13 protein-coding genes and 1 tRNA gene are annotated in these 24,525 nt (G+C 46.9%); 7 read left to right on the top strand and 7 right to left on the bottom strand.

What is annotated here, in order from left to right:
* Positions 1 to 21: 21 nt before the first annotated feature.
* Genes NZM01_00910 through NZM01_00925 form a run of 4 tightly spaced genes read right to left on the bottom strand, consistent with a single transcriptional unit; the run spans position 22 to position 14,002 of the window.
* The gene (locus tag NZM01_00910; GenBank protein MCS6958597.1) at positions 22 to 714 is read right to left on the bottom strand and encodes a Uma2 family endonuclease; all 693 of its coding nucleotides are present in this window, start codon (positions 712 to 714) and stop codon (positions 22 to 24) included.
* A 9-nt stretch (positions 715 to 723) separates the two neighbouring features.
* Positions 724 to 2,235: a class I SAM-dependent methyltransferase gene (locus NZM01_00915; GenBank protein MCS6958598.1), complete on the bottom strand. Its 1,512-nt coding sequence runs from the start codon at positions 2,233 to 2,235 to the stop codon at positions 724 to 726.
* A 1-nt stretch (position 2,236) separates the two neighbouring features.
* Entirely contained in the window at positions 2,237 to 2,863 is a 627-nt protein-coding gene (locus tag NZM01_00920) for a class I SAM-dependent methyltransferase (protein ID MCS6958599.1), read from the bottom strand.
* A gap of 51 nt (positions 2,864 to 2,914) precedes the next feature.
* A complete protein-coding gene (locus NZM01_00925; GenBank protein MCS6958600.1) occupies positions 2,915 to 14,002 on the bottom strand; it encodes a DUF4347 domain-containing protein in 11,088 nt (3,695 codons plus the stop codon).
* A gap of 280 nt (positions 14,003 to 14,282) precedes the next feature.
* Between NZM01_00925 and NZM01_00930 the strand changes: the two genes are divergently transcribed.
* From NZM01_00930 to NZM01_00940, 3 genes are all read left to right on the top strand, one after another.
* Positions 14,283 to 15,842 (top strand): NAD(P)H-quinone oxidoreductase subunit 4, encoded by a 1,560-nt coding sequence (locus tag NZM01_00930; protein ID MCS6958601.1) that lies wholly within the window; start codon positions 14,283 to 14,285, stop codon positions 15,840 to 15,842.
* 56 nt (positions 15,843 to 15,898) lie between these two features.
* Positions 15,899 to 16,093, top strand: coding sequence for a photosystem I reaction center subunit IV (locus NZM01_00935; GenBank protein ID MCS6958602.1), 195 nt, complete (start codon positions 15,899 to 15,901; stop codon positions 16,091 to 16,093).
* Between the two features lie 77 nt (positions 16,094 to 16,170).
* Positions 16,171 to 17,022: a DNA-formamidopyrimidine glycosylase gene (locus tag NZM01_00940; protein ID MCS6958603.1), complete on the top strand. Its 852-nt coding sequence runs from the start codon at positions 16,171 to 16,173 to the stop codon at positions 17,020 to 17,022.
* 51 nt (positions 17,023 to 17,073) lie between these two features.
* Here NZM01_00940 and NZM01_00945 read toward each other — a convergent pair whose 3' ends face one another.
* From NZM01_00945 to NZM01_00955, 3 genes are all read right to left on the bottom strand, one after another.
* Entirely contained in the window at positions 17,074 to 17,853 is a 780-nt protein-coding gene (locus NZM01_00945; protein ID MCS6958604.1) for a substrate-binding domain-containing protein, read from the bottom strand.
* Positions 17,783 to 18,829: a serine/threonine protein kinase gene (locus NZM01_00950; GenBank protein ID MCS6958605.1), complete on the bottom strand. Its 1,047-nt coding sequence runs from the start codon at positions 18,827 to 18,829 to the stop codon at positions 17,783 to 17,785. Before NZM01_00950 ends, NZM01_00945 begins: the two co-directional genes overlap by 71 nt.
* 420 nt (positions 18,830 to 19,249) lie before the next feature.
* Positions 19,250 to 19,321: transfer RNA gene (locus tag NZM01_00955), tRNA-Thr, on the bottom strand.
* 117 nt (positions 19,322 to 19,438) lie between these two features.
* On the opposite strand from NZM01_00955, the gene NZM01_00960 reads away from it, so the two are divergent.
* Genes NZM01_00960 through NZM01_00975 form a run of 4 tightly spaced genes read left to right on the top strand, consistent with a single transcriptional unit; the run spans position 19,439 to position 24,455 of the window.
* Positions 19,439 to 20,329, top strand: a complete 891-nt coding sequence (locus tag NZM01_00960) for an alpha/beta fold hydrolase (protein ID MCS6958606.1) — start codon at positions 19,439 to 19,441, stop codon at positions 20,327 to 20,329.
* 55 nt (positions 20,330 to 20,384) lie between these two features.
* Positions 20,385 to 21,845: an ATP-binding protein gene (locus tag NZM01_00965; GenBank protein MCS6958607.1), complete on the top strand. Its 1,461-nt coding sequence runs from the start codon at positions 20,385 to 20,387 to the stop codon at positions 21,843 to 21,845.
* Positions 21,842 to 23,050 (top strand): bifunctional folylpolyglutamate synthase/dihydrofolate synthase, encoded by a 1,209-nt coding sequence (locus NZM01_00970; GenBank protein MCS6958608.1) that lies wholly within the window; start codon positions 21,842 to 21,844, stop codon positions 23,048 to 23,050. The genes NZM01_00965 and NZM01_00970 overlap by 4 nt, the downstream gene beginning before the upstream one ends.
* Positions 23,016 to 24,455, top strand: a complete 1,440-nt coding sequence (locus tag NZM01_00975) for a cobyric acid synthase (GenBank protein ID MCS6958609.1) — start codon at positions 23,016 to 23,018, stop codon at positions 24,453 to 24,455. Before NZM01_00970 ends, NZM01_00975 begins: the two co-directional genes overlap by 35 nt.
* Positions 24,456 to 24,525 lie beyond the last annotated feature (70 nt).

Raw genomic sequence — 24,525 nt, forward strand, 5'->3', positions numbered from 1 at the left:
CACCTAAATTTAGAACTGTAACTAAGTGCATTTCTCAGTAACATATACAGATTTCCCACTAAAAATTTGGGATTTACAGTTAATGTATTCATGCCACTCTATAGAGTTGTTATCCAAATTAAAATACTCAGTAACTGTCAACCTCGGCTCATCCTCCAATTCAACGTCAGTGTAAATTTCTTCTATACCCAAAGTTATGTCTAAAGAATCGATATTCATTTTCTGTTCTCTGTCAGCAAAAGTTTTGCTTAACCATTGGTCGGCATCATGTTGGCAACATCGTTCTACTCGAATAAAGCCTTGTTCAATTAACAGATATTCCTTGAGGGTAGGTATACTTTGATAGAATTGGAACTTGTCTGACCGATCGTAATCTGCTGTTGATGGGAACAGAACTTCAGCAACTAGAATTGGATTAACTATAGTGTCTTTTATATCTTGGTACATTTGAATCGGTTTCCTAGCAACCATAACGCCAGGATAAGTAAATTCGTTGTAGGTAGGTATAGCTAGTCCCTGATCTGCGACAAAGACCTGATAGATTCCCTTGGGTAATTTCAGCTTTAATGATATTGCCAAATTGAGGAGAATCTGATTGTAAGTAGGTGTTCCCCCTGGCATCGGTCTAATTATGCCATTAAGATATTCATGCCGATCGAGTGCCTCCCTTTCCCAATTTAGATATGTTTCTGCAGTGCAATCTGTTCTAACCATCTGCATCGCCTAAACAGTTAAATTCGGACTGATACCCATAAAAGGCAGAAGCACATTAAACTGTCTCGCACTATTTTGAATTGCCAGTTTCATTGTTTCCTGGGGTGTCAACTCTTTTTCATCTTTGGTCTGTACCTTAAGAGCTAGATTACGCTTCTGCATAATTTCTAACGCCTTTTGGGGAGCCTCGATACCATGGTTGACAATACTCCACAGCATAACCGCATCTACCCAACCAATACAATGACCACTGCCCATCACAGGAGAAGCTAATGTCACTGAGGGCAAAAGATCAGGAGCAGTGGTGACTACCTGACTAAGGGCATCACGATTGTAGGCAGAAATTGATGTCACGGGGCTAGGGGGAGTAACGATCGGGATTACTCTTCTGGCTGCCACTGCGTAGGTCAGAGCTTTGCGAATTTCGTGGCGGGGATAAGCCGATAGCTCAGGATGCTGGTATAGCTTCTCCAGTGTGCTAGGTGTTTGTAAGACCCTGAGTACAGTTGCCATCGGATCAACATTTAACCTCACTGCTGTACCTGCAAAATTGATGACTTGGTTCTGGTCTTGTCCCGGTAAAGCCACCACTAATACTGACTCCAAGGGCTTCTCACTCCCCGCCGATCGGTTGGTCTTACAAAAAACATCAGTCCTACCCCCATTGACACAAATATAGTCCTTAATTGCTTCTACGCTAGCTCTTTCTCTCACACCACGAAACAATTCCCGCGATTCGATTGGCACAACCAGCTGGAGGTGATTGTAGAAAGGCTCTGCACTCCCCGCATAGCGCAGTCCTCTCTGCTCTAGGAGTTGATTCATGTCCGCAAAATAGTAGGCTTTTCTAACATTACTGAGATAGTCATGGAGGAAGAGAGAAGTAGAAGAGTTGATCATGTTCTGGAGAAAGTCTTTGGCTGTGGGGGAAATTTCAAAATATCGCTTTTGGGTATTCAGAAAGCCCTTCAAAAACTCTTTTGTCAAAAGCACTTTCTCTTCTGGCTCTCCCTCTAGCTGGTTGTAGTAATCACTGGCAAGACGACAAAGGGGGGGCTGAATAGCATGACCAGGCATTACCATGTAGTGCAGGTAAGCTAATCCCCCCTCCACCAAGTTATTCCCCATAAAATCTAAAACCGCATCCCTGGGAGCATCTGCCAACCAAGATAAAGTCCCACTTATAGCAATGAAATGAAATTGAGGTAGGTTTCTGTCTTTTAATTCTGTGAAATTACTATGAACAAGTTTGACATTCTGTAGCCCTGTTGCTTCTGCCCGTGCTTGTGCCATGCGGATATGATTGCTATTGAAATCCACACCCACAAACTCTGCATGGGGAAAAGCTGCTGCTAGTGTCAACAGAGTCAACCCAGGACCGCATCCCAGATCACAGTAACGGAAAGGCTGAGATAGATCGATCGGGTCAAAGCCTGCCAATGCCGCTGTGTAATTCATTACAGGAGGAGCCTGCCGCGCATTAAAAGAGGCTATGTATTCAATGTCCGTGCGGTACTGCATATCAAATTTTGGTTGCGGTGAACGCCCAGTAGGTGTCTGGTCCAGCCATTGTAGCCAGATTTACATCATATACGTTCTTGATAACAAATCCCGATCGGTTAATCAGAGAAACCCACATAGACTTATCCAAAACACTGTAGTGGTTGGGGTTATTTTCATGGTGACAACTGGTGTTAGGAGCTGGCACTTCCACATATAGAAAGCCTTGAGGTTTTAGAACTCTGTAGAATTCACTAAGAGTAAAGAAAGGAAATATACTATGTTCTAAACAACGGCGACACCAGATCAACTGAAATTCCCCGTCTGCAAAGTCCAAGAAGGACTGATCCATTGAGCGGACATCAAAACCTCTTTCTTGACAAACTTTTACGTCCTCAGGATTTAAGGTTATGCCTACGGCTGTTAGCCCTTCTGCCTGAAAAATTTCTAAGGCTACCCCCTGCCCGCATCCCACGTCCAAAATCTTCCAGTCTGCTGCTACTTCAGCTTCTATCTTCACCCTCTCCCACATTTGTCTGGTAATTTGGGAGTGCAATTGTGTGGGCGGTTCTGGATAGGTTTGCTGCGCTATCTTGTCAAGGAAACTTTCCAACTTTTGAATATCGATCGGTTTAAGTTTCATCGCCATTTTCCTAGGAAAAAGAGCCAGAGGTTAACCCCTGGCTCTAGTTTAACTTACCTAGCTAATTCCCGTACCTCTAGTGGGAATGGTGACCCGCTCTTGGGAACGCCCAATTCTCACATAGTGATCAAAGGCACTGCGGAATTCACCCCTAGCAATGGCTGTTGCCACATCAGGATAGAGGGAGAGATAGAATTGGGTGTCGAACATCGGTCCTGGGTCACGGTTTTCAAACTGCCCGATCTTAGTAAAGTGCTCTAACCCATTCTTGAACTCCCCTCTAGCCACAGCTGCCCTCACATCGGGGTTATTTTGCAGGTAGTAGCCCTCATCAAAAGCTGGTAGAGGTGGATTCTCTGCCTTGGGTCGCCGTTGCTCGAACATACCCTTACGGATAAAGTGCTCGAAGGGACTGCGGAAACCACCATCACGGATTTCTTGCTCTACCCCAGGATTAATGCGCAGGTACTCGCTGGCAATAAAGTTCGGGGATGGCTGCAAGCCCGCCTGTAATCCAACCTTGATGAAGTGGTCAAACGCCGATCGGAACTGTCCAGAGGATACTGCTTGCGCTGCACTCGGATTCTGTCTCAGGTAGAATGCTGGGTCAAACAGTTCGCTGGGAGCACGGTTCTCAAATTGCCCCACTAGGATGAAGTGTTCGAAGGCACTCTTGAACCGCCCTTGCTGAATGAGTTCCTTGACGATCGAGTTGCGATACAGGTAGTAGCCCTCATCAAACAGTAGCAGACGCGGATCAGCATTTTGGTACTGCCCCACCTTGATGAAGTGATCAAACAGGGAGCTAAACTGACCACGCTGTACTGCTGCTACCGCTTGGGGATTGTACTGCCTGTAAACCTCCTCATCGTAGAGCAAGCTAGGCTGTAGACCTCTAAACTGCCCCACCTTCAGGTAGTGGTCTTCCGCATCGCGGAACTCACCCCTACGAATAGCACTGGCAACATCAGGGTTGCGGCTGAGGTAGAAGGCACTGTCCACATAATCAGACACTGTGTTCAGACCACTTCTCGTACCATTCTGGAGAGCCTGATCTAGCGGGAGGATAATCGGCGGCACAATGCGCTCAGGAGCCACAGCAGTCACGATCGGGATGGAGTTATTGACAGTAACGAGAGTTGTGGTCAGCAACTGACGATTGCCAGGAGTTGTGAAGGATACCGTACCCAAGTTAGCACTGTAAGGGCCACCATAGCTAATGTTCCTTGTGTCTGTGGGGAACGGTGTAGCAAATGCCCCCGAGACAATGTTAGGTGTGCTGGGGCTAGTGAAGTTGACCGTTGCCGAGAAGATAGTCCGTGGGTTCAAGCTAGCAATCACAGGGAACGTGACGATACCAGTGACAGGGTCATAGAACCCATTGTTAGACACCCTGACATTAGTCAAACCAGGGGGAACAATTGTTTGTACCTTCACATCCCGTGCCACTTCATTACTGTTGTTGACTGTGGTGATGTTGTAGGTCACCTGCGTATTGGGTGGAATCACACGGAAGTCCACCTCGTTGAGTACCGTTACAGGCTGATTGGGATCAAGAGTGAGACGGTCTTCAAAGCGACCCACCCGCACAAAGTGGTCAAAGGCACTGCGATATTCCCCTCTTCTAACGGCAGCAGCAACATCGGGATAGCGTTCCAGGTAGAACTTGGGATCGAAGAACGGACTGGGTCGTCTGCCTTCAAACTGCCCAAAGCGAGTGAAGTGCTCCAAGCCGTTGACAAATCTACCTTGCTCTACAGCCGTCTTCACATCAGGGTTAGTCATTAGGTAGTAGCCCTCATCATAGAGCTGCAGGCGCGGTGGACGGAATTCAAACTGACCACGACGCAGGTAGTGTTCAAAGGCACTGCGGAATTTACCTTGTCTGATCAACTCAGCTACATCAGGGTTAGCAGCTAGGTACTTGCCACTATCAAACAGAGGCGTAGCATCTAGACCTGCTAGCAATCCCACCTTGATGAAGTGTTCAAAGGCAGACTTGAACCGACCTGATGCCAACTCGTCACGTACCTGTGGATTCCGTAACAAGTAGTAGTCTTGGTCAAACAACAGGCTTGGGTTGCGCCCCTCGAATTGCCCTACCTCCATGTAGTGGTCAAAGGGTGTGCGGAATTCACCTCTCTTGATTGCCTCTTCTACCACGGAGTTGCGGAAAGTGTAGAAGCCAGGGTCAAACAGCAGCTGACGGGGATCACGCCAGTCATACTGACCCTTCTGGATGAAGAACTCAAACAAAGATCGGAATTCACCTCTCCGCACTGCTTCTACCGCATCAGGGTTGTAGAGAGCAAAGACTTCGGGATCAAAGAGGTTGCTGGGCATTCTGTTCTGGAATTGTCCCACCTTCAAGAAGTGATCCAAGGGATCAGTGAAACGTCCATCGATCGATGCCTGCGGGAAAACAATCCCTAGCTGCCTTGCCAGATCAGGGAATAGAGCAGCCACATCAGGGTTGTTCTTCAGGTAGAACACCACATCGAAGAAGTCCACGATCGTATTCAGACCATTAGTGAGAATGCCATCCCGATCGAACTGATTCTGCACAAAGATGTCTAGGTTCAGAAGATTGACCAGGCGGGGGTCAAAGTAGTAGTCCACAAAGGTAGCACCATTGGGAGCTGTAGTTCCTCCTTCAGGTCTGGGATCAAGTTGAAGAGCAGTAGGCGGAATATCCAACGGTGGGATAAACGGAGCAGGTGTAGGTGTAGGCGTAGCGATCGGGGTCACTACAGTACTGGGAGTAGGTGTTGGCGTAGGCGTAGGAGTTGGTGTGGGAGTAGGAGTCGGTGTGGGAGTAGGTGCTGGGGTAGGTGCAGGAGTCGGCGCGGGAGTAGGTGTTGGCGTAGGCGTAGGAGTCGGTGTGGGAGTAGGTGTGGCTAGATCATCGTTAACAATTACACCAATCGCTTGAGTTTGTGCTGTCAAAGTAGCCTGTAAGCCAGGAACAGTTACTGGAGTACCTGTAATCCTCACGAAGAAGTTTTCGTCTGGTTCAATCTCAGTATCTCCATTCACTGTGACTGTAATTGGGTTACTTGCCAGGCTTCCAGCAGGGATCACAACAGTACCGCTGTTAGCCACAAAGTCAGACCCACCTGTAGCAGAACCATTTGCCACATTGTAGGTAATAGTAATTGGCTGAGCTGCAGTCTGAGTTAGAGTTACGGAGTAAATGAAACTAGAGGTATTGGTGCCACTATTGCCCTCAACAGCAGTAATAGAACCACTAATACCAACTCCTACTGCATCATCATCCTGAATAACCCCAGTTGCTACTGACTGTCCTACAGGTACATTTGCTCCGGTGATGTTGACTGTGAAGTTTTCATTCCCCTCTGGAATGCCATCATTGGTTACTGTTACGGTTACTAACGCGATCGTTTGACCAGGAGCGATCGTTACAGTGGCAGTTACAGGGGTAAAGTCATTTGCACCTGCTGTACCTGTCTGGGTTTGATATGTTACAACCACCGGCTGAACAACTGGCCCATCCAGACTGATGGTGTAAACAAAACTACTTGTGCTTTCTGGTAAAGTCAGCACCCCAGGCACAATCGTTACACCAGCATCATCATTGATAATTACCCCTGTTGCTTGGGTTTGTAGTGTAAATGTCGGTTGCACTCCCAAACCACTGGTAGGCACACCTAGCAAGTTCACCAGGAAGTTTTCATTCGGTTCAGCAATCGTGTCTCCACTCACTGTTACCGTGATAGGCGAGCTACCAATACTACCTGCAGGGATGACCACAGTACCACTATTTGCTACGTAGTCCTGAGTGGAGCTGGCAGGATTGCCCATGCCATCACTGGTACTGAAGCTGACAGTTACGGGTTGAGCTACCGTCTGAGTCAAGGTTACAGAGTAGATAAAGCTACTGGTATTTACTCCACTATTGCCTTCAAGAGCACTAATCAAACCGCTCAGACCAACTCCCACAGGTATGAAGTCATTGTCTACAATCACACCCGTAGCCTGGGTTTGAGTGGTAAAGGTCACAGCCAAACCAGGAGCACTAATCGGTGTACCAGTCAGATTGACAAAGAAGTTTTCATCAAATTCAGGCACCGTATCGCCAGAAGCAGTAACCGTCACAGGAGCACCGATCGAGCCTGCAGGAATCACTACCGTACCAGTATTAGGCAGGAAGTCTTCACTTACCATAGCCGTACCACTTGCAGTAGTGAAGCTGACAGTTACGGGTTGGGCAGCTGTCTGGGTCAGAGTAATGGAGTAGACAAAGCTAGTGCTATCCGTGCCACTATCGAGTTCAGTAGCAGAGATCAGACCACTTAGACCAACACCCAAGGGGTCATTGTCTTGAATGATACCAGTTGCCAAGGTTGTACCCAGCATGGCGTTAGTGCCATTGAGTTGGACTGTGAAGTTTTCTGTGCCTTCAGGGATAGAGTCATTGATAACAGTCACAGTCACAGGTAGTACGGATTGACCAGGTGCAAAGGTAATTACTCCACTGGGAATGTCATTAAAGTCTACCCCTGCCATCGCTGTCCCAGAATTGGTCTGGTAGGTAACAACGATCGGGACGTTAGCAGTTTGACTCAGACTTACGTTGTAGACAAAGGCAGTGTTACTTTCTAGTTGCGATACAGTCCCAGGCAATAGGTTAACGATCGGTGTGTCATTATCTCTAATTACCCCCTGTGCCTGTGTAATTCCAGGCGGCACACTGGCTCCAATAATCCTGACTGTGAAGGTTTCATCTGGCTCCAGTTGGTTGTCATCAATTACAGTCACAGTGATAGGAACAGCAACCTGTCCCTGGGGAATCACAACTATCGCTAAGGGATTTGGTTCAAAGTCGGGTCCGCCAATCGCTGTACCGTTGATTACCTGATAGGTCACTGTGACATCACCAGCGGCTGGCTGGTTAAGAGTGATCGTGTAAACAAAGGCAGTGTTGCTCTCAAGCTGGGATACCGTGATAGGAATGAGATTGACCCCAGGGCTATCGTTGTCAACAATCACACCTGTAGCCTGTGTTTCAGGCGTAAAAGTAACATTCAAGCCCATTACACTTAGAGGAGTTCCAGTTAGATTCACAAAGAAGTCTTCGTTGCCTTCAATTACGTCATCTCCCAGTGCCGTAATAGTCAGCAATGTTCCGAGGTTATTAGCAGGAATCACTACTGTCCCCATACTGGTGACATAATCCATCCCTGCAGTTGCCATCCCATCAGCGGTAGAGAAGCTCACTGTTATGGGCTCTGCTGCTTGCTTGGTCAAAGTTACAGAGTAGACAAAGCTCATAGTGTCTTGAGCTGGACTGTTTAGTTCCACAGCAGATATTAGTCCGCTGAGTCCAACACCTACAGGGTCATTGTCTTGAATGATTCCCGTTGCCGTACCCTGATTAATCATGGCATTGGAACCAATCAGGTTAATCGTGAATTCCTCATCTCCTTCAGGTAGATTGTCATCAACAACTGTAACAGTAACTAAAGCCAAGCTTTGACCAGGATCAATGGTTAGGGCGGTAGGTGGAATCACCATGAAGTCTGTGCCTGGTGTAGCACTGCCCACTGCTCCGGTTTGATAGGTAACAACTACTGGATTAGAGTTTGTTTGATCCAAAACGATCGAGTAGACAAAGGCGGTCATACTCTCTGGTTGTGTTACAGGGCTAGGCACGATCGATATGCCTGGCAAATCATCATTGATGATTACCCCTGCAGCCTGAGTTTGAGTGGTGAAGGAAACTAGCAATCCAGGAGCACTAACTGGCATACCGATAAGCTGGACAAAGAAGTTCTCATCAGGCTCGATCATTGTGTCACCGCTGACAGTAACTGTGATCGGGTTACTTACCAGTGCACCTGCTGGAATGACCACAGTGCCCATATTCGCGACATAGTCTTCTGTGGATAGAGCACTACCATTGGCAGTCTGGTATGTAACTGTAATCGGCTCTGAGGCTGTTTGACCAAGGGTGACGGAGTAGATGAAGCTAGTAGTATTGATACCACTGTTTCCTTCCAAAGCCGTGATGGTACCACTGATACCAACTGGAACAAAGCCATCGTCATCCTCAATTGTCCCTGTAGCTGTTCCTTGCCCAATCATGGCATTGGAGGCAATCAAGTTCACTGTGAAGTCTTCGTTCCCTTCGGGATTGCTGTCATCGACTACTGTAACTGTGACAAGTGCTGTAGTTTGTCCTGCCCCGATCGCCACTACTGTTGGCGGAATGGGTGTGAAGTCCATGCCTGGTGTAGCACTGCCGCCTGTTGTTTGATAGGTAACAACTGTGGGGAAGGGAGCGGTTTGTTGCAGACTGATGGTGTAGACAAAAGCCGTCATACTCTCCATCTGACTGATATTCGGTAGGATGTCCACAGTGGGGAAGTCATCATTACCGATCGTTGCCGTTGCCTGACTCAGCTGTGGGTTGATTACAGTGTTGTTACTCGCAGCAGTGAGTTGTACTGAGAAAGTTTCATCAGACTCGATCGTTGTATCTCCAGAAACTGTAACCGTAACAAGAGCTTGAGACTGACCAGTACCAATAGTCACTACACCAGGAGTAGGTAACATACCACCTACAAAGTCTGTATTATCGGTAGTTCCGTTAGAGATTGCGTAGGTAACAGTAACTGGATCAGCAGCAGTTTGACCCTGACCTAGAAAGATAGTGAAAATGAAGTCAGTAGCCATTGTTGTCCCTTCAGGCAGCAACCCCGGACCAATGAGGTTTACACCCGCAAAGTCATTATCCAGTAATACTCCTGTAGCTGTGCCTTGATCGACAGTGATATTGTTGTTGCCATTGTTGTTAATTTTTACAGTAAAGTCTTCGTTGAATTCCGGAATGCCATCAGGAATTGAGGTGACTGTAATGACAGCTGTACTGGTATTCGCAGGGATCGTGACCAATCCATCATTGTCTTGGTGATCCATTCCTGCCTCAGCAGTGCCATCATTGGTGGTGTAGCTAATTGTTGTGGGAATAGGTAAAGTAGTTGACAAGGTGATCGTGAAGACGTAGTTGGTCGGTGTCATTGGACCAGCATCCTCTACAGCTACAGATTGGGCTGGTGTAATACCCACGATCGCATCATCATTGATAATCACTCCAGTGGCAACACTAGCACCAGTCACGATCGTTGCTGCCGATCCCATCGCTCCAGACGGCCCACTGACTACACTGGGTATTGTCACCGTAAAGGTTTCATCTGGTTCAACATCCGAATCAGGGTTAACAGTTACAGTTACTACTTGAGAGGTTGTGCCAGGAGCAAAAATTAGCAAGCTACTGTTGTCTACAAAATCCATGTTGTCAGCAGGCATTGCTCCAGCACCTGCTGTTGCATAGCTAACTACAACAGGAACTTCGGAACTACTGCTCAAGCTGACGGTGTAGATGTAGGTGGTTGCCCCTGCTACGTTCTCAAGCTGGGAAATGCTTCCCATAATGGAAACACCCAGGAAGTCATCATTAACGATCGTGACAAAACCTGTAGTATTAGCGATCGGTGCATCTGAAGCATCGATAACTACATTGAATACCTCATCGTTCTCTGGAATAGTCTCCCCAGAGACAGTAACAGGTACGGTGATACTGGTCAATCCTGGAGGAATCACAGCCGTTGCCATGTTGATCGGGGCAAAGTCATTGGTCGGTGTATCCATCGCCGTGCCCGCCTGGGTGGAATAGGTAACGGTAATAGGCAAAGTACTAGATTCTGGGATTGTGAAAGTTACGATGAAGTTGTTCGCGCTGTTACCTTCAACTTGAGATAGCCCTACCACACTGACAGGCGGACGATCGTCGTTGATCAATCTAGCGGTCGCTTGGGTGTTTGTGGAATCCAGACTTGCCAGCATCGAGGGGCTGTCTGCACCAACCAAACGAACAAAGAAATCCTCATCATCTTCAGGATTGTTGTCTCCAATCCCCGTTACCGTAATCAGTGCTGTCTGACTTCCCGCGGAAATTACAGTAGTGGCGTTTATGACTTGCATGTAGTCACTGTCACCAGTGGTAGCATTCATCATCGCCACCGTACCATCTGCTGTTGAGTAAGTAACTGTGATGTCTGTGGAAGAAGTTTGATTCAGGGAAATTATGTACACGAAGAGTGGACTATCACCAGTCGTCCCCTCCGCCTGAGTAACTAACCCTTGCAACGATACCGTCACAAAATCATCATTAACGATTGTGCCCGTTGCCTCAGTCATGCCAGGACTGCCGCTGGTACCAGTAATCTGCACCAAGAAAGTCTCATTCGCTTCAGGAATGTTGTCCCCAGATACCGTTACAGTAACCAGCCCAGTTATCATCCCAGCAGGAATCACTGCTACAGCATCCATGACTTGCTGATAATCGTTATTTCCAGTGGTAGCAGTGCCATCCATTGTGCTGTAGGTAACCGTTGTATCCACAGTGTTCGTAGCATCCAGACTCAAAGTGAAGACAAAGTTGGTGTTGCCACTAGTGGTCTCAATCTGACTGACTCCCAAAATGTTAACTTGAGAGGGGTCATCGTTAACCAGTACAGCGGTTGCCTGACTGTTGGTTGTGGAAATACTTGCCAGCATGTCAGGGCTGTCCACACCCGTCAGTTCTACAAAGAAATCTTCATTTGGCTCAGCCATCGTGTCCCCGTTGGCAGTCACCGTAATCAGTGCTGTAGACTGACCAGGGTCAAACACAACCATACCTGTCAACATGTTGTAGTCACCATCCCCAGCCATCGCTGAACCATCAGCTGTGGCATAGTTGACAGTGATAGGCTCTGCCGCTGTGTTGTTGGCACCACTGCTCAGGGAAATCGTGTAAACAAAAGTGGGAGAACCAGCAACATTGCCCTCCAAGGAAGACAACGAACCCTGCAGCGATACTGTCACAAAATCATCATTCCCGATCGTTGCCTGAATGGATGTTGTACCCAAGGTTTGGTCAGCCATGATGGAAACACTGAAAGTTTCATTGGCTTCAGGGATCGAGTCAGTTTCAATAGTAATCGGTACTACTGCTGTTAGAGTGTTGGCAGTGATAGTAACTGTCTGTAAAAAGCTAGTGCTAAGATCAAAGTCCGCAGCATTTGTTGTCATGTTCGTGATGTCAAGGGTGACTAGGGTAGGACTTGACGTAGTGCCAGAAAGACTGAGAGTATAGTTCTGCACATTCATCCCACCAGTTTGTTCCAGGAAGGAGGTGGGTCCTAACAAGGTGACGGCAGGGTTAGTGTCATCATCAACGATCGTGCCTATGGTCTGACTAGCTGTAGAATCGATAATCGCCGTAATGCCCCCAGGAATTGTGCTGGGGTTGCTCAGCTGTACCTTAAAGGTTTCGTCAGGCTCTAGGGCATTGTCACCGCTGACAACAACAGTTATCACCGTTACAGATACACCTGGAGCAAAAGAGACTGTTCCTGCGCTTGCTTGGTAGTCAACATTTCCCGTAGCAGTCACATCCATTGTGCTGAAACTTGCTGTGATTGGGAATGGAGCCGTTTGACTAAGGGTAACAGTAAATAAAAAGTTCGTCATTGTACTCGTGTTACCCTCGTTGTTACTGAAGCCGTTGGAGAAGCCAATTATAGGAGCATCATCGTTAACGATCGTGTTAGTGAAAACGGTCGGCTGACCCGTACCAAACATGAACGTAGAGTCCATGAAGGTCACTTCAAATGTTTCATCATTTTCGGGGTCTGTGTCAGGGATGATAGTAACAGCAAAAGTAGCAGAGGTCTGATTAGCAGGAATAATTACAGTTGTTGAAGTGTTATTAAAGTCAGTGCCACCCATAGCAGTGATGTCCATGAAGCCATAGGTGATGGTAGTGGGCAGGGGGGAACTGGCGGCCATCCCATTCGAGAACGTTAACCCAACAGTGTAAATAATCACATTCGGAGGTGCCATGTTCCCTTCAGGTACGCTACCCGAATTCCCAAGTATACGAAGTTCAGGGGCATCAAACATGAACCCAGCTAAGAAGCCCACGCCGTGGGATTGGTCAGCAGGCACAGGACCATCTCTAAACTCGATCGTAAAGTCAGTTACAATACTAGTAAAGCTGAGCGTAGCGTTGGCACCCGCACTCTCTGTCCCAGTAGGCATCACACCAGTCATAGGACTAGCAGTGTCCTCTCCAGCGAACAATCGCACATTCATAGTGCCGGAGTTTTGAATCATTACGGCAGAATCACCTATAGCACTGATATTGGATGCTGCCTTTACCATGACATCATCTTGGAACTGTTGCAATGGGTCAGAGAGAGGCACTGTATAGTTGGCATCAATGTTGGTCAAAATGAAATTTGTCTCATTTACATTGATGGGGGTCATAGTGCCAGTAACAAAGAAACTGACTTTGATGTCCAAACCAGCAGCGGGATTCGCCACACCGTCTTGAGGTGGCAGAAAACTGGCAACAAGTGGAGTTGCGCCAATACCACCAGTAAACATCCCTGTATCATCGATCGTTGCTGCAGTTGCCCCACCAACCGCAACAATGCTGATCTCAACATCAACACCTGAACCACCTACATCCATGAAGGTCTGAGTACCTGCTCCAGGAGGGTTCCAGTCAAAGGGCATTCCCCCAAAGCCCAGATTGACAATGAACAGAGTCTCCTGGAAATTAACCACCTCGATCGCTCCTGTCTCGATCGGGCCCGTTTGATACTCCAGTACCCAGTTACCACCCAGGACAGAGTTACCCGTGAGGTCATCGGAAGCGGCTACATCAGCACCAGTGAGCCGAGCAATACTGTCAATCAGTTCCTTGCCAGAGGTAGTGCTTGCCAGATTACAGCCGTAAAACAGAATGTCAGCATCGGCACCTAAAGCCCTTGCCCAAGATTCCAGGAGGGGAGAGTAAGTTCTAATCGTGTTTGTGTTAAGAAATGTATTACCCAACTGGACGGAGCCATTATCCCCGTGGGAGAAAATATGAACACTGTTGAGGTTGTTAAATTTGCTTAAAGCTTCCGTAATGGTGGAAATACCATTCTGGTCTGGGTCTATGTAAAGGACAGGTGCCCCAGAGGGCAGTGCTTGCACGATCGTTTGGTAATTCGCAATGCCCCGATCGATAATGTACAACTCACTACCTGTTTGGGTGTAAACCGCATTACTTTCGAGATAAAAAGACATAGACCCACTACCTCAACATAGAATCTCCGATCCAAGCTTATACCAAGACTTGACCCAAAGCAACCTCTAACTCCGCGAATTTTTCGCAAAATTATCAGATTTCTGTCTTAACTTCCCTTTAACCTTAATATGACTGGCAGGAATCCCTTAGATTTCGTCAAGGGTATCCGAATTATTTTGAGGATTAGTTAAGTCGCAAGCTGTGTTAAGGATTAGTTAAGTTAGGGGCAAAAGGGGATAAGAATGGTTAATATTACTTAGCAGTGACAAAATTGGAATTATGCAGGATTTTCCTTGGCTGACATTTGCCATAGTCTTTCCAGTGGTGATGGCGCTGTTTGTGCCTTTAGTGCCCGACAAAGGAGATGGCAGAACAGTACGGTGGTATGCCCTAGTCGTAGCTCTGTTAGATTTTATTGCCCTAGTTTATGGCTTCTGTCAAGAGTATGAGCTGGGCAATCCCAATCTGCAGATGGTGGAAAAGTTTGCCTGGGTACCGCAGCTGGGTCTGAATTGGTCAATGGGGGCAGATGGCTTGTCCATGCCCTTGATTTTGCTGACGGCTTTTATTACAACCCTGGCAATTATTGCCGCTTGGCCTGTCTCCCTCAAACCGAAGCTATTTTACTTTTTAATGCTGGCGATGTATGGGGGGCAGATTGGGGTGTTTGCGGTGCAGGATATGCTCCTCTTCTTTTTGATGTGGGAACTGGAATTGATTCCTGTCTATCTGCTCCTATCAATTTGGGGGGGTAAAAAACGCCAGTATGCTGCCACTAAGTTCATTCTCTATACGGCGGGGGGGTCGTTGTTTATTCTCCTGGCGGGCTTAGCCATGGCTTTTTACGGCGGTAACACTACCTTTGATTTCCAGGAGATTGCGGCTAAGGATTTCTCGCTGCCCTTCCAGTTGGTTGCCTATGGTGCGCTCCTCATTGCCTATGGGGTGAAATTGCCCATTTTTCCTCTCCATACGTGGCTGCCCGATGCCCACGGGGAAGCGACCGCTCCTGTGCATATGCTCCTAGCAGGGATTCTCTTGAAGATGGGGGGCTATGCCCTTTTCCGCATGAATGCCGCTATGTTGCCGGAGGCGCACCGTATCTTTGCCCCTCTACTGTTGATTCTGGGGGTAGTAAACATCATCTATGCTGCTCTCACTTCCTTTGCCCAACGGAACCTCAAGCGCAAAATTGCTTATTCCTCTATCTCCCACATGGGCTTTGTGCTGATTGGTTTGGCTGCCTATACAGACCTGGGGGCAAGTGGGGCGATGTTGCAGATGGTCTCCCACGGCTTGATTGGAGCGAGTCTGTTCTTCCTAGTAGGGGCTACCTACGATCGGACGCATACCTTGCTCCTGGATGAGATGGGGGGGGTGGGACAGCGGATGCCCAAGATTTTCTCCATGTTTACGGCTTGTTCTCTAGCTTCCCTGGCGTTACCTGGGATGAGCGGGTTCGCGGCGGAAGTAATGGTATTTGTCGGCTTTGCTACTAGTGATGCCTACAGTGGGGCTTTCAAGCTGGTAATCATTCTACTGGCGGCGGTGGGTGTGATTCTGACTCCTATTTATCTCCTGTCTATGCTGCGGGAAATTTTCTACGGCGAGGAGAATAAGGAGTTGGTAGCCCATGAGGAGCTAGTAGATGCGGAACCCAGGGAGGTATTCATCATTGCCTGTCTGCTGGTGCCCATTATCGGCATTGGTCTCTATCCCAAACTCCTAACTCAGATGTATGACGCTACAACTACCCAAGTAGTGCGGATAATGCGGGCTGCCGTCCCCAATTTGGCGCAGGTGGGAGTAGTGACACAAAACTTTACATTGGGCAAATAGACACTATCACGCTGACGTATTACTCTGGAATCATTCCGTTTACTAGAGGGTGACTTATGGCTATTCAACGTGGTTCTAAGGTGCGTATTTTGCGCAAGGAGTCCTACTGGTATCGTGACATCGGTACAGTGGTTTCCGTGGACAAGAGCGGCATCATCTATCCTGTGATCGTGCGCTTTGACAAGGTCAACTACTACAACGTTGCCACCAACAATTTTGCCATTGATGAAGTAGAGGAAGTCTCTGGCTAATCCATATTATTGCCCCAGCAGGAATCGGGGATACCCTCGGTTCCTTTTTTTGTCCTTACAGCCAACAATGATGCAAAATGCCTGAATTGCCAGAAGTAGAAACTATCCGATCGGGTCTGGCGCGTACTACCACTAATTGCTCTGTAGAAAGCTGTGCGGTTTTGTTAGCAAGAACGATCGCTTTTCCCGATGTTATAACTTTTCAGGAGGCATTAGCAGGACAGGTATTTGGTGCCTGGCGCAGGCGGGGTAAATATCTTTACTGCCAGTTATCTGCGGGGATTTTAGTTATTCACTTACGGATGACGGGACAGTTGAAGTGGAATTGCCAAGAACAGCCAGTCTCTAAGCATACACGGGTGCGCTTTTGGTTTGTAGGCGGTAAGGAACTGCGTTTTGATGACCAGCGGACTTTTGGGCAAATGTGGTGGGTGCCTCCCGATCGGTCGATCTCCAGTATTGTCACTGCCTGGCAGAGTTTAGGAGTAGAGCCTCTGGGCACTGATTTTACAGTTGAGTATCTCCAGCGGAAACTACAAAATAAACAACAAGCAATCAAGAGTGCTCTTCTCGATCAAACGATCGTGGCAGGGATTGGCAACATCTATGCTGACGAATCTTTGTTTTTAGCAGGGATTCATCCCCAGCGAGCCTGTCATTCTCTCACGGCAGCAGAAATAGTTAAACTCCATCAAGCTATCATCCAATCTCTGCAGGCGGGTCTTAGGTATGGGGGGACAACTTTTAGTAGTTACCTAGACAGCAATGGAGAGCGGGGCAATTATTTAACAGTAGCTTGGGTATTTCGTCGGACAGGACAACCCTGCCGTGTCTGTGGCACACCGATCGAGCGCTTAAAAATTGGTGGTCGTTCATCTCACCTTTGCCCTACTTGTCAGCCCATACATCAAGACTTGTCATCTATTTGATGGCTTGACAACCCTTAGGAGTACGAATTGGCACAAATCCTGATCTGGCGATTAGTGATTGTCCTTCATCAGTGAGAAGCAAGTTACCATATCTGGGTTATTGTTACCAGGATAGTCTTTGTAGACTACATATAACTCACGATAAAAGGGATAAACCAGGTTCCGAAAAGCTTTCTCATTGGCTTGCCGCCTACAACCTTTACCGAATGTCAATTCGCCTTCATAGGGAGCAACAAACTTCCCACCATCACTCACGGGCAAAGGACGGACATCACAGCGAGGGAGAACTTGGGCAGCAGAGGCATCAAAAATTCCCCCAGGGTCAGCCGCTACCCGATCGAGGGCTGCCGGTGTCCCACTGACAAACACTACTCGCGGGTGATGTTTTTCCGCTTGCAAAATATAATCACTGAACCAACCTGTACGGGCGCTGGGGTGGGCATAGGGAGTGATAGCCCGATCGGGACCGCCTAGTTCTTTCCAGTTTGTCACTTTGCCAGTGTAAATATCTTTAATTTGGCTGCGAGTTAGACCAGGAAGATTAGACAAGCTGGGATGGACAATAAAGACAGTGGGATCGACTGCTACTAAAGTTTGCTCCAGGTTGTAGCCTTTTTGTTGTGCAGTTATTTTTTCTATTTGTCGCAGAGGGCGACTCGACTCAGCAAAACTTAAACGATTGTTTAACAGCATTTGAATACCAGTATGGGAACCCCGTGGTCCTTCATCAGGAGTAGGGTTGGTGTAGCGAATACGAAAATCAGGAGATAGTAGGAAGGCGGGAACTTGCCATTTCCCTGCGAATGTTGTCCCAGGTTGTAGAACCACCATAGTTAAAGACTCCTGCTGGCACATTTGACACATCCGCGAAGGTTGTACAAGTCTTTCTAGCAAGTAGCGACCACAGAAGAATAAAAATTACTGAAGACAAAAACAGAGATGATAACAAAACTACTTTCTCTTCTGTCCGATTTTTGGTAGAGTTATACCTATGCTGTATTTGTATATCTGTATTCCCCCCTTGCAAAGCCGACAAAACTTCCCTGGCATTCCTATAACGCTGGCGGTAATTCCGCTTGACTATTAGACGGGGACTGATTAAGTTAGTATCAACACAGATATGCCAATGCACCTCTCCTGCTTCTGTGTCGCCAAAGTGATCGGGGGGCACACCCCTCAAGGCTTGAATTGCCACCATCCCCACCGCATAAACACCACTGGCAAATTTGGGCTTACCGATTGCCTGTTCAGGAGCAATATAACCAGGAGTACCGATCGCCACAGACAGGTGACTTTTACCCGTATCCTGCATCACTTGTTTAACTGCGCCAAAGTCGATTAACACCAATTTGCGGTCGCCCTTTCTTCTGATGATGTTATCGGGTTTAATGTCGCGGTGGATGACTCCCCGATCGTGAAGTTCTGCTAATACAGGGAGAATATTCTGTAAAAATTCAATTACCTGGGGTTCTTCCCAAGGCTGATTTGGTACTAGTTCATTGCTGAGGGGATGTCCGTCAATAAATTCTTGCACAAGATAAAATTCCTTGTCCTCCTCAAAGTAGGCATAGAGAGTAGGTACCTGTTCTAAACTCCCCAGTCTTTCCAGGGTTTCTGCTTCAGTCTTAAAAAGACGGCGAGCAACTGCTAGGAATTCAGGGTCAGTACTTTGGGGGCGAAGATGCTTAACCACACAGGGAGGATTGCCTGGTCTTTTGGTGTCTGTTGCCAAATAGGTATGACCGAAACCACCCCTACCCAAAAGTTTAATGACCTGATACCTACCGTCTAGTAGTTTGCCGATCATTTTTTCCTTTTCCACTTTAGTTTAATAATAGCTAATTTGTGTCGAGGCATAGCGTTTGAGCTGTGGGTTAGAGTCCCCTATTTTTGTTAGCCAAACCTTGAACAGTAAAGCAAGTCCACTCGACAGAACGGCACCGAAAATGAGTTAATAAATTTTGGCACTGACAGAGATGGATTTCGCAGTAGAAATTGTTGGTAATTCAAATATGTAATTCTTCCGTTGCAGCACCCCACTGCCAAGGATTTTGTGACATTATTGTATTAATTTTAACCATTTTGCTACTTTCTAAGATAATTGGCTATAATTTGCCCCCAGCAGTCTGGTTCCAGGAAAGTAGATACCATGACTTGCCCAGGCACCTAGAGCTGTGTATCAATGGGAACCTCTAATGGGCAACTTAGTTTCAGGTCACACAATCTAAGCTGGTGAAGGGATTCGAACCCCCGACCGGCTGATTACAAATCAGCAGCTCTACCCCTGAGCTACACCAGCACCCAGTAACACATACTAGCATACGGACAGGAGTTGGTAAACCGAATTCCCCCCTAAGAACGTTGCTGCCACTAGGCGCAGACGACAACATACAGCTAAACAGATGCAGACGGAAACATGACTCTAACCCAACCACTTCTTAACAAGTCCTTTTGGCACTGGCATGGGCACAAAATCGCTTACACAGTGCAAGGTTGTGCAACCGCAGAATTACCGATCGTTCTTTTGCATGGTTTCGGAGCCTCGATCGGGCATTGGCGCAAGAATATACCCGTTTTAGCTAGGCACGGTTATCGTGTTTACGCCTTGGATTTACTGGGATTTGGGGCTTCAGCAAAACCCGATGTACCCTACTCCATGGAACTATGGCAGGAGCTAGTACAGGATTTTTGGGCAGCACACATTCACACACCGGCGGTATGGATAGGCAACTCGATCGGAGCTCTTCTAGCGCTGATGGTAGTAACCCAAAACCCCAGCATGGCGATGGGGGGAGTTTTACTAAATGCTGCAGGGGGCTTGAACCATCGTCCTGAGGAGTTACACTTTCCTTTGAAGCAAATAATGGCAGTTTTTACCTATTTGGTTAGCTCTCCCACCACAGGGGAATGGGTATTTAACTGGGTGAGGCAAAAGCACCGCATTCGTGCAACTCTGGCACAAGTTTATTGTCACAAACAGGCAATTACAGACGAACTGGTAGAAATGCTTCATACTCCTAGCTTAGACCCAGGGGCAAGAATAGTATTCAGCCGTGTTTTGACCGCCCCGCCCGGTCCCCGCCCCGAAGCATTATTACCTAATCTCCGCGTACCCCTACTTGTACTTTGGGGAGAAGCTGACCCCTGGACTCCCCTCAAAGGCGCACAGGTTTATCGCCAGTGGGCAAAGAGCAAAGACATTACAGTAATTCCCTTACCGCAAACAGGTCATTGCCCCCACGACGAACGTCCAGAACTAGTGAATCCCCTCCTTTTAGATTGGCTACAGAAATTTTCTCCTGCTTGAGAGACTGAGGTGCTATATTCTCAAACATTAGATGTAGGGGTAAGGGGGGGAGGCTTTGGCAGAACCAGAGGTATTACAGGAAATTGTTAACGCTCTCTCGGATCAAATATTCATTCTCAATCGGGAAGGCAGGATCACGGATGTGGTCAGTTGTTACGGTAATTTTTGTCCAGGTAGTCCCCAAGAGCTGCTAGGGCATTCCCTGACCAGCCTATTGCCTGTGGGGCAGGAGGTAGAAACAACAATTGCTAGAGTTGTGGATGAACAAAAAGTAGCAGTATGGCGCTATCAACTGCGGGACAAATGGTTTGAAGCGAAGATAACTCCCTTGCAAAGTGAGCAGGTACTGTGGACAGCGCGGGATGTGACAGGGGAAATGCTGACAGAATTAGAACACCAGCAGGAAAAACAGGCGCGGGCAGTCCTAGAACAAGAGCTAAGAGCAGTCTTTAATGCCATGACCGACTTAATTGTAATTGTCGATCAAAAAGGTAGCTATCTACAGATTGCACCGACTCTCAGTAGCAAAGAGTTTCATTATTTGCTGGGTATGAATGTAAGGGATGTCTATACCGCTCCCCATGCCCAAAATATTATTGCAGCTATTCGCAGGGCGTTAAGTACAAGGGAGACAGTGATAATTGACTACCAAACTCCGGGGCAGGATAGTTGGTATAGCGGCTATTTTTCTGCTCTTGATGAGGAGAGAGTAGTATGGGTAAGTCGGGATATTACGCTGGCCAAAGTAGCGGAAATGGAGTTGAGGGAAGCCAAAGAGAAAGCAGAAGCTGCCAGTCAAGTTAAGAGTCGATTTGTGTCTAATATGAGCCATGAGTTGCGCACTCCCCTCAATGCCATTATTGGTTATAGTGAAATTTTAGAAGAGGAAGCCACAGAGTGGGGTTATGAAGAATTCAAACAGGATTTAGCTAAGATTAAAAATGCCGGCAAGCAACTATTGGGCATTATTAATGATATTTTAGACTTTGCCCGTTTGGAAAATCAAAGGATTCCAGTTTATTGGGAAAATGTTGATATACCACAGTTGATCAAAGAAGTTGTAGAAATTAACAGACCACTGCTGGCAGCTAACAGGAATGAGTTTATTCTCTATTGCTCTAGCGAAATCAAGTATATCCGCTCGGACTTATACAAACTGCGCCAAATTTTGGTTAACCTCCTCAACAACGCTAGCAAATTTACCTACAAGGGAATAGTGAGACTAACTGTGCGGCGAGAAGAAAAGTTCTGTTTCAACAATGAAGTTAGACCCACTATGTTATTCTCTGTTGCCGATACGGGAGTTGGGATGTCAGCAGAGCAGATACAATGGATTTTTCAGCCCTTTACAATGGTAGATGAATCAACTACTCGCAAACATGGTGGCATTGGTTTAGGTTTGGCGATTTCCCAGAGATTCAGTGAAATGTTAGGGGGCAAAATTGTGGTTGAAAGTGAATTGGGCAAGGGGTCTATCTTTACTTTGTTACTACCGATTATCGATGCAGAATCATGAACGTTGTGGACAATTTGTTGGCGACCTATGCCCGCTTTGGTATTGATCTCACCCTCGATCGAGTTCTTTATCTCCTGAAAAAAATAGGCAATCCCCAAAATATAGTTCCCATTATCCACGTGGCGGGTACCAATGGTAAGGGGTCAGTCTGCGCTTTTTTGAGTACAATTTTGACAAAAGCAGGTTACCGCACAGGCAGATATACGTCGCCCCATTTGGTTGACTGGTGTGAACGCATTTCTATTAACAATAGATTGATTACGCCAGCGGATTTACTGGAAGCAATTCAGGTTGTTCAAGCAGTTATTGAGCCTCAATGTATGCCCACCCAATTTGAAGTGATTACCTGTGCTATGTGGTGGTATTTTGCCCAACAACGGGTAGATATTGCTGTCATAGAAACAGGCTTAGGAGGAAGGTTAGATGCTACTAATGTTTGTGATACGCCACTAGTAGCAGCAATTACTTCTATTAGTCGCGATCACTGGCAAAGATTAGGGGATAGTTTAGCTCAAATTGCTACAGAAAAAGCAGGTATTATTAAAGCCAATTGCCCCGTTGTAATTGGTAAATTACCGGAGGTAGCCCGGTCTGTCATCCTTGCCCGTGCCCAAGCCCTTCTATGTCCGATTACAGAAGTTACCGTTCCATTACCAGATACTTATGATGTGGCTTTGCCTGGTGTTCACCAACGCTTAAATGCTGCTATTGCCGTGGCTGTAGTACAACAATTGAGGGGTTGGCATATCACAGAAGCAGCTATCTATCAAGGTCTGGCACATACAAAATGGCAGGGCAGACTAGAATGGACAACTTACAAAGGTAAACAAATATTATTAGATGGAGCACATAACGTGGCAGGAGCAGAAACATTGCGCCATTACCTAGACCAAATTTACTGCCAGCGATCTGTTGCTTGGATTATTGGCATTCTTGCAACCAAGGATTATAGTAGTATTTTACACACTTTAGTGCGGTCAGGAGACTACTTATTCCCTATAGAAATTCCAGGGCATCATAGTGTTAGTCCCGCCGAATTAGTTGCTGCCGTATCTGTACCAATTCAATATGAAATCCAAGCAAACTTATGGGCAAGTCTCGATCGGGCAATCACTCTAGATTTTCCTATTGTAATTTGTGGTTCTTTGTATCTGTTGGGAGAGTTTAAGCGTGAAAGCGATCGGGGTGTTAGGCACGGCTTCTAATGTAGGCAAAAGTTGGTTAGTGACAGCTTTGGCAGCCTGGTTGCGGCGACAGGGCATTAGAGTTGCTCCCTTCAAAGCGCAAAATATGTCCAATAATTCCTATGTCACACTAGAAGGAGGAGAAATTGGCAGAGCACAAGCTGTACAAGCCCAAGCCTGTGGATTAAGACCGATCGTGGCGATGAATCCTATCCTACTAAAACCCAGTCAGGGCAAGTCCCAATTGGTAGTTTTAGGGTCAGCCCAGGGTCATTTCACAGCGGTTGATTATTACGCACAAATTCCTGAACTATGGCAAGTTGTAGTGGATTGCTTAGAGTTTTGGCGACAAGAATGCGATGTTTTACTGTTAGAGGGAGCAGGCAGTCCTGTGGAGTTAAATTTGATGACAAGGGATATTGTCAACCTACGCCCGATCGTTTACTTACAGGGAAAATGGCTATTGGTAGGGGATATTGAAAGGGGAGGAGTATTTGCCCAGCTAATTGGGACATATTACTTGTTGCCTGCTCGTGTCCAAGCTGAGGGATTGGGTGTAGTTGTCAATAAGTTTAGGGGTGATCTCAGATTATTTAGGGAAGCAAAAGACTACTTTGCCCAATATATCCCTACCAAGTATTTAGGCGTTATACCCTTTGCTAAGGATTTGCAGCCAGAAAGTGAAGATAGTCTATGTTATGACCAGGAAGTGGGAGGGAATGGAGAAATCATCGCCTGTGTGCGGTTTCCTTATCTTTCTAATTCCCAAGATATTTTGCCCTGGCGACAAGATCAGGGAGTAAAAACTGTTTGGGTACAATCACCAAACCAACTGCAAAATGCTAAAGTAATAATTCTGCCAGGAACAAAAGACACGATCGCTGATTTACTGTGGCTGCGGGCAACAAACTTAGACCAAGCAATTATGGCAGCCTATCAGAATGGTGCGGTAATTATTGGTATCTGTGGTGGCTATCAAATGTTGGGACAGATAATATCCGACCCCACAGGCAATGGCGGTGTAGCAGGAGAAATAGCAGGGTTGGGGTTACTACCAGTACGCACTGTATTTCACAAACATAAAATAGTCAAACAAGTGGAAATAGAGTATAAATCTGATCACTGGCAAGCTTATGAAATTCACATGGGAGAAACTTACCCATTAGCGGATATGGAATGTCTGCGGGAGTGCAATCAAAAAATCTACACCCATAATCAGCGAGTCTGGGGTACCTACATCCATGGCTTATTTGAATCTCCGCATTTGCGTACTACTATTGCTCATTTAGCTCACCTTGAGAACTATCGAGCGCACCCCCAGCCTTGGCAAAAACAACAGGCAGAACTTTACGATCGGATGGCAAGTTTTATAGAATACTATTTAGACCTAGAACCGATTTGGGCTTACGTAGAAAATTGCCATTGACTTGACTATCATAGAATAACGCTAGCTGGTTGTTGGAGCTATCCAGTTCTCCCCTGTTCAGGTTTTTACT

Source organism: Pseudanabaenaceae cyanobacterium SKYG29 (genome assembly GCA_025055675.1).
Classification (GTDB): domain Bacteria; phylum Cyanobacteriota; class Cyanobacteriia; order Pseudanabaenales; family Pseudanabaenaceae; genus M5B4.

Coding starts and splice junctions, on each gene's coding strand:
- NZM01_00910 (MCS6958597.1), bottom strand. CDS start 714: ATGGTTAGAACAGATTGCACTGCAGAAACATATCTAAATTGGGAAAGG.
- NZM01_00915 (MCS6958598.1), bottom strand. CDS start 2,235: ATGCAGTACCGCACGGACATTGAATACATAGCCTCTTTTAATGCGCGG.
- NZM01_00920 (MCS6958599.1), bottom strand. CDS start 2,863: ATGGCGATGAAACTTAAACCGATCGATATTCAAAAGTTGGAAAGTTTC.
- NZM01_00925 (MCS6958600.1), bottom strand. CDS start 14,002: ATGTCTTTTTATCTCGAAAGTAATGCGGTTTACACCCAAACAGGTAGT.
- NZM01_00930 (MCS6958601.1), top strand. CDS start 14,283: ATGCAGGATTTTCCTTGGCTGACATTTGCCATAGTCTTTCCAGTGGTG.
- NZM01_00935 (MCS6958602.1), top strand. CDS start 15,899: ATGGCTATTCAACGTGGTTCTAAGGTGCGTATTTTGCGCAAGGAGTCC.
- NZM01_00940 (MCS6958603.1), top strand. CDS start 16,171: ATGCCTGAATTGCCAGAAGTAGAAACTATCCGATCGGGTCTGGCGCGT.
- NZM01_00945 (MCS6958604.1), bottom strand. CDS start 17,853: ATGGTGGTTCTACAACCTGGGACAACATTCGCAGGGAAATGGCAAGTT.
- NZM01_00950 (MCS6958605.1), bottom strand. CDS start 18,829: ATGATCGGCAAACTACTAGACGGTAGGTATCAGGTCATTAAACTTTTG.
- NZM01_00960 (MCS6958606.1), top strand. CDS start 19,439: ATGACTCTAACCCAACCACTTCTTAACAAGTCCTTTTGGCACTGGCAT.
- NZM01_00970 (MCS6958608.1), top strand. CDS start 21,842: ATGAACGTTGTGGACAATTTGTTGGCGACCTATGCCCGCTTTGGTATT.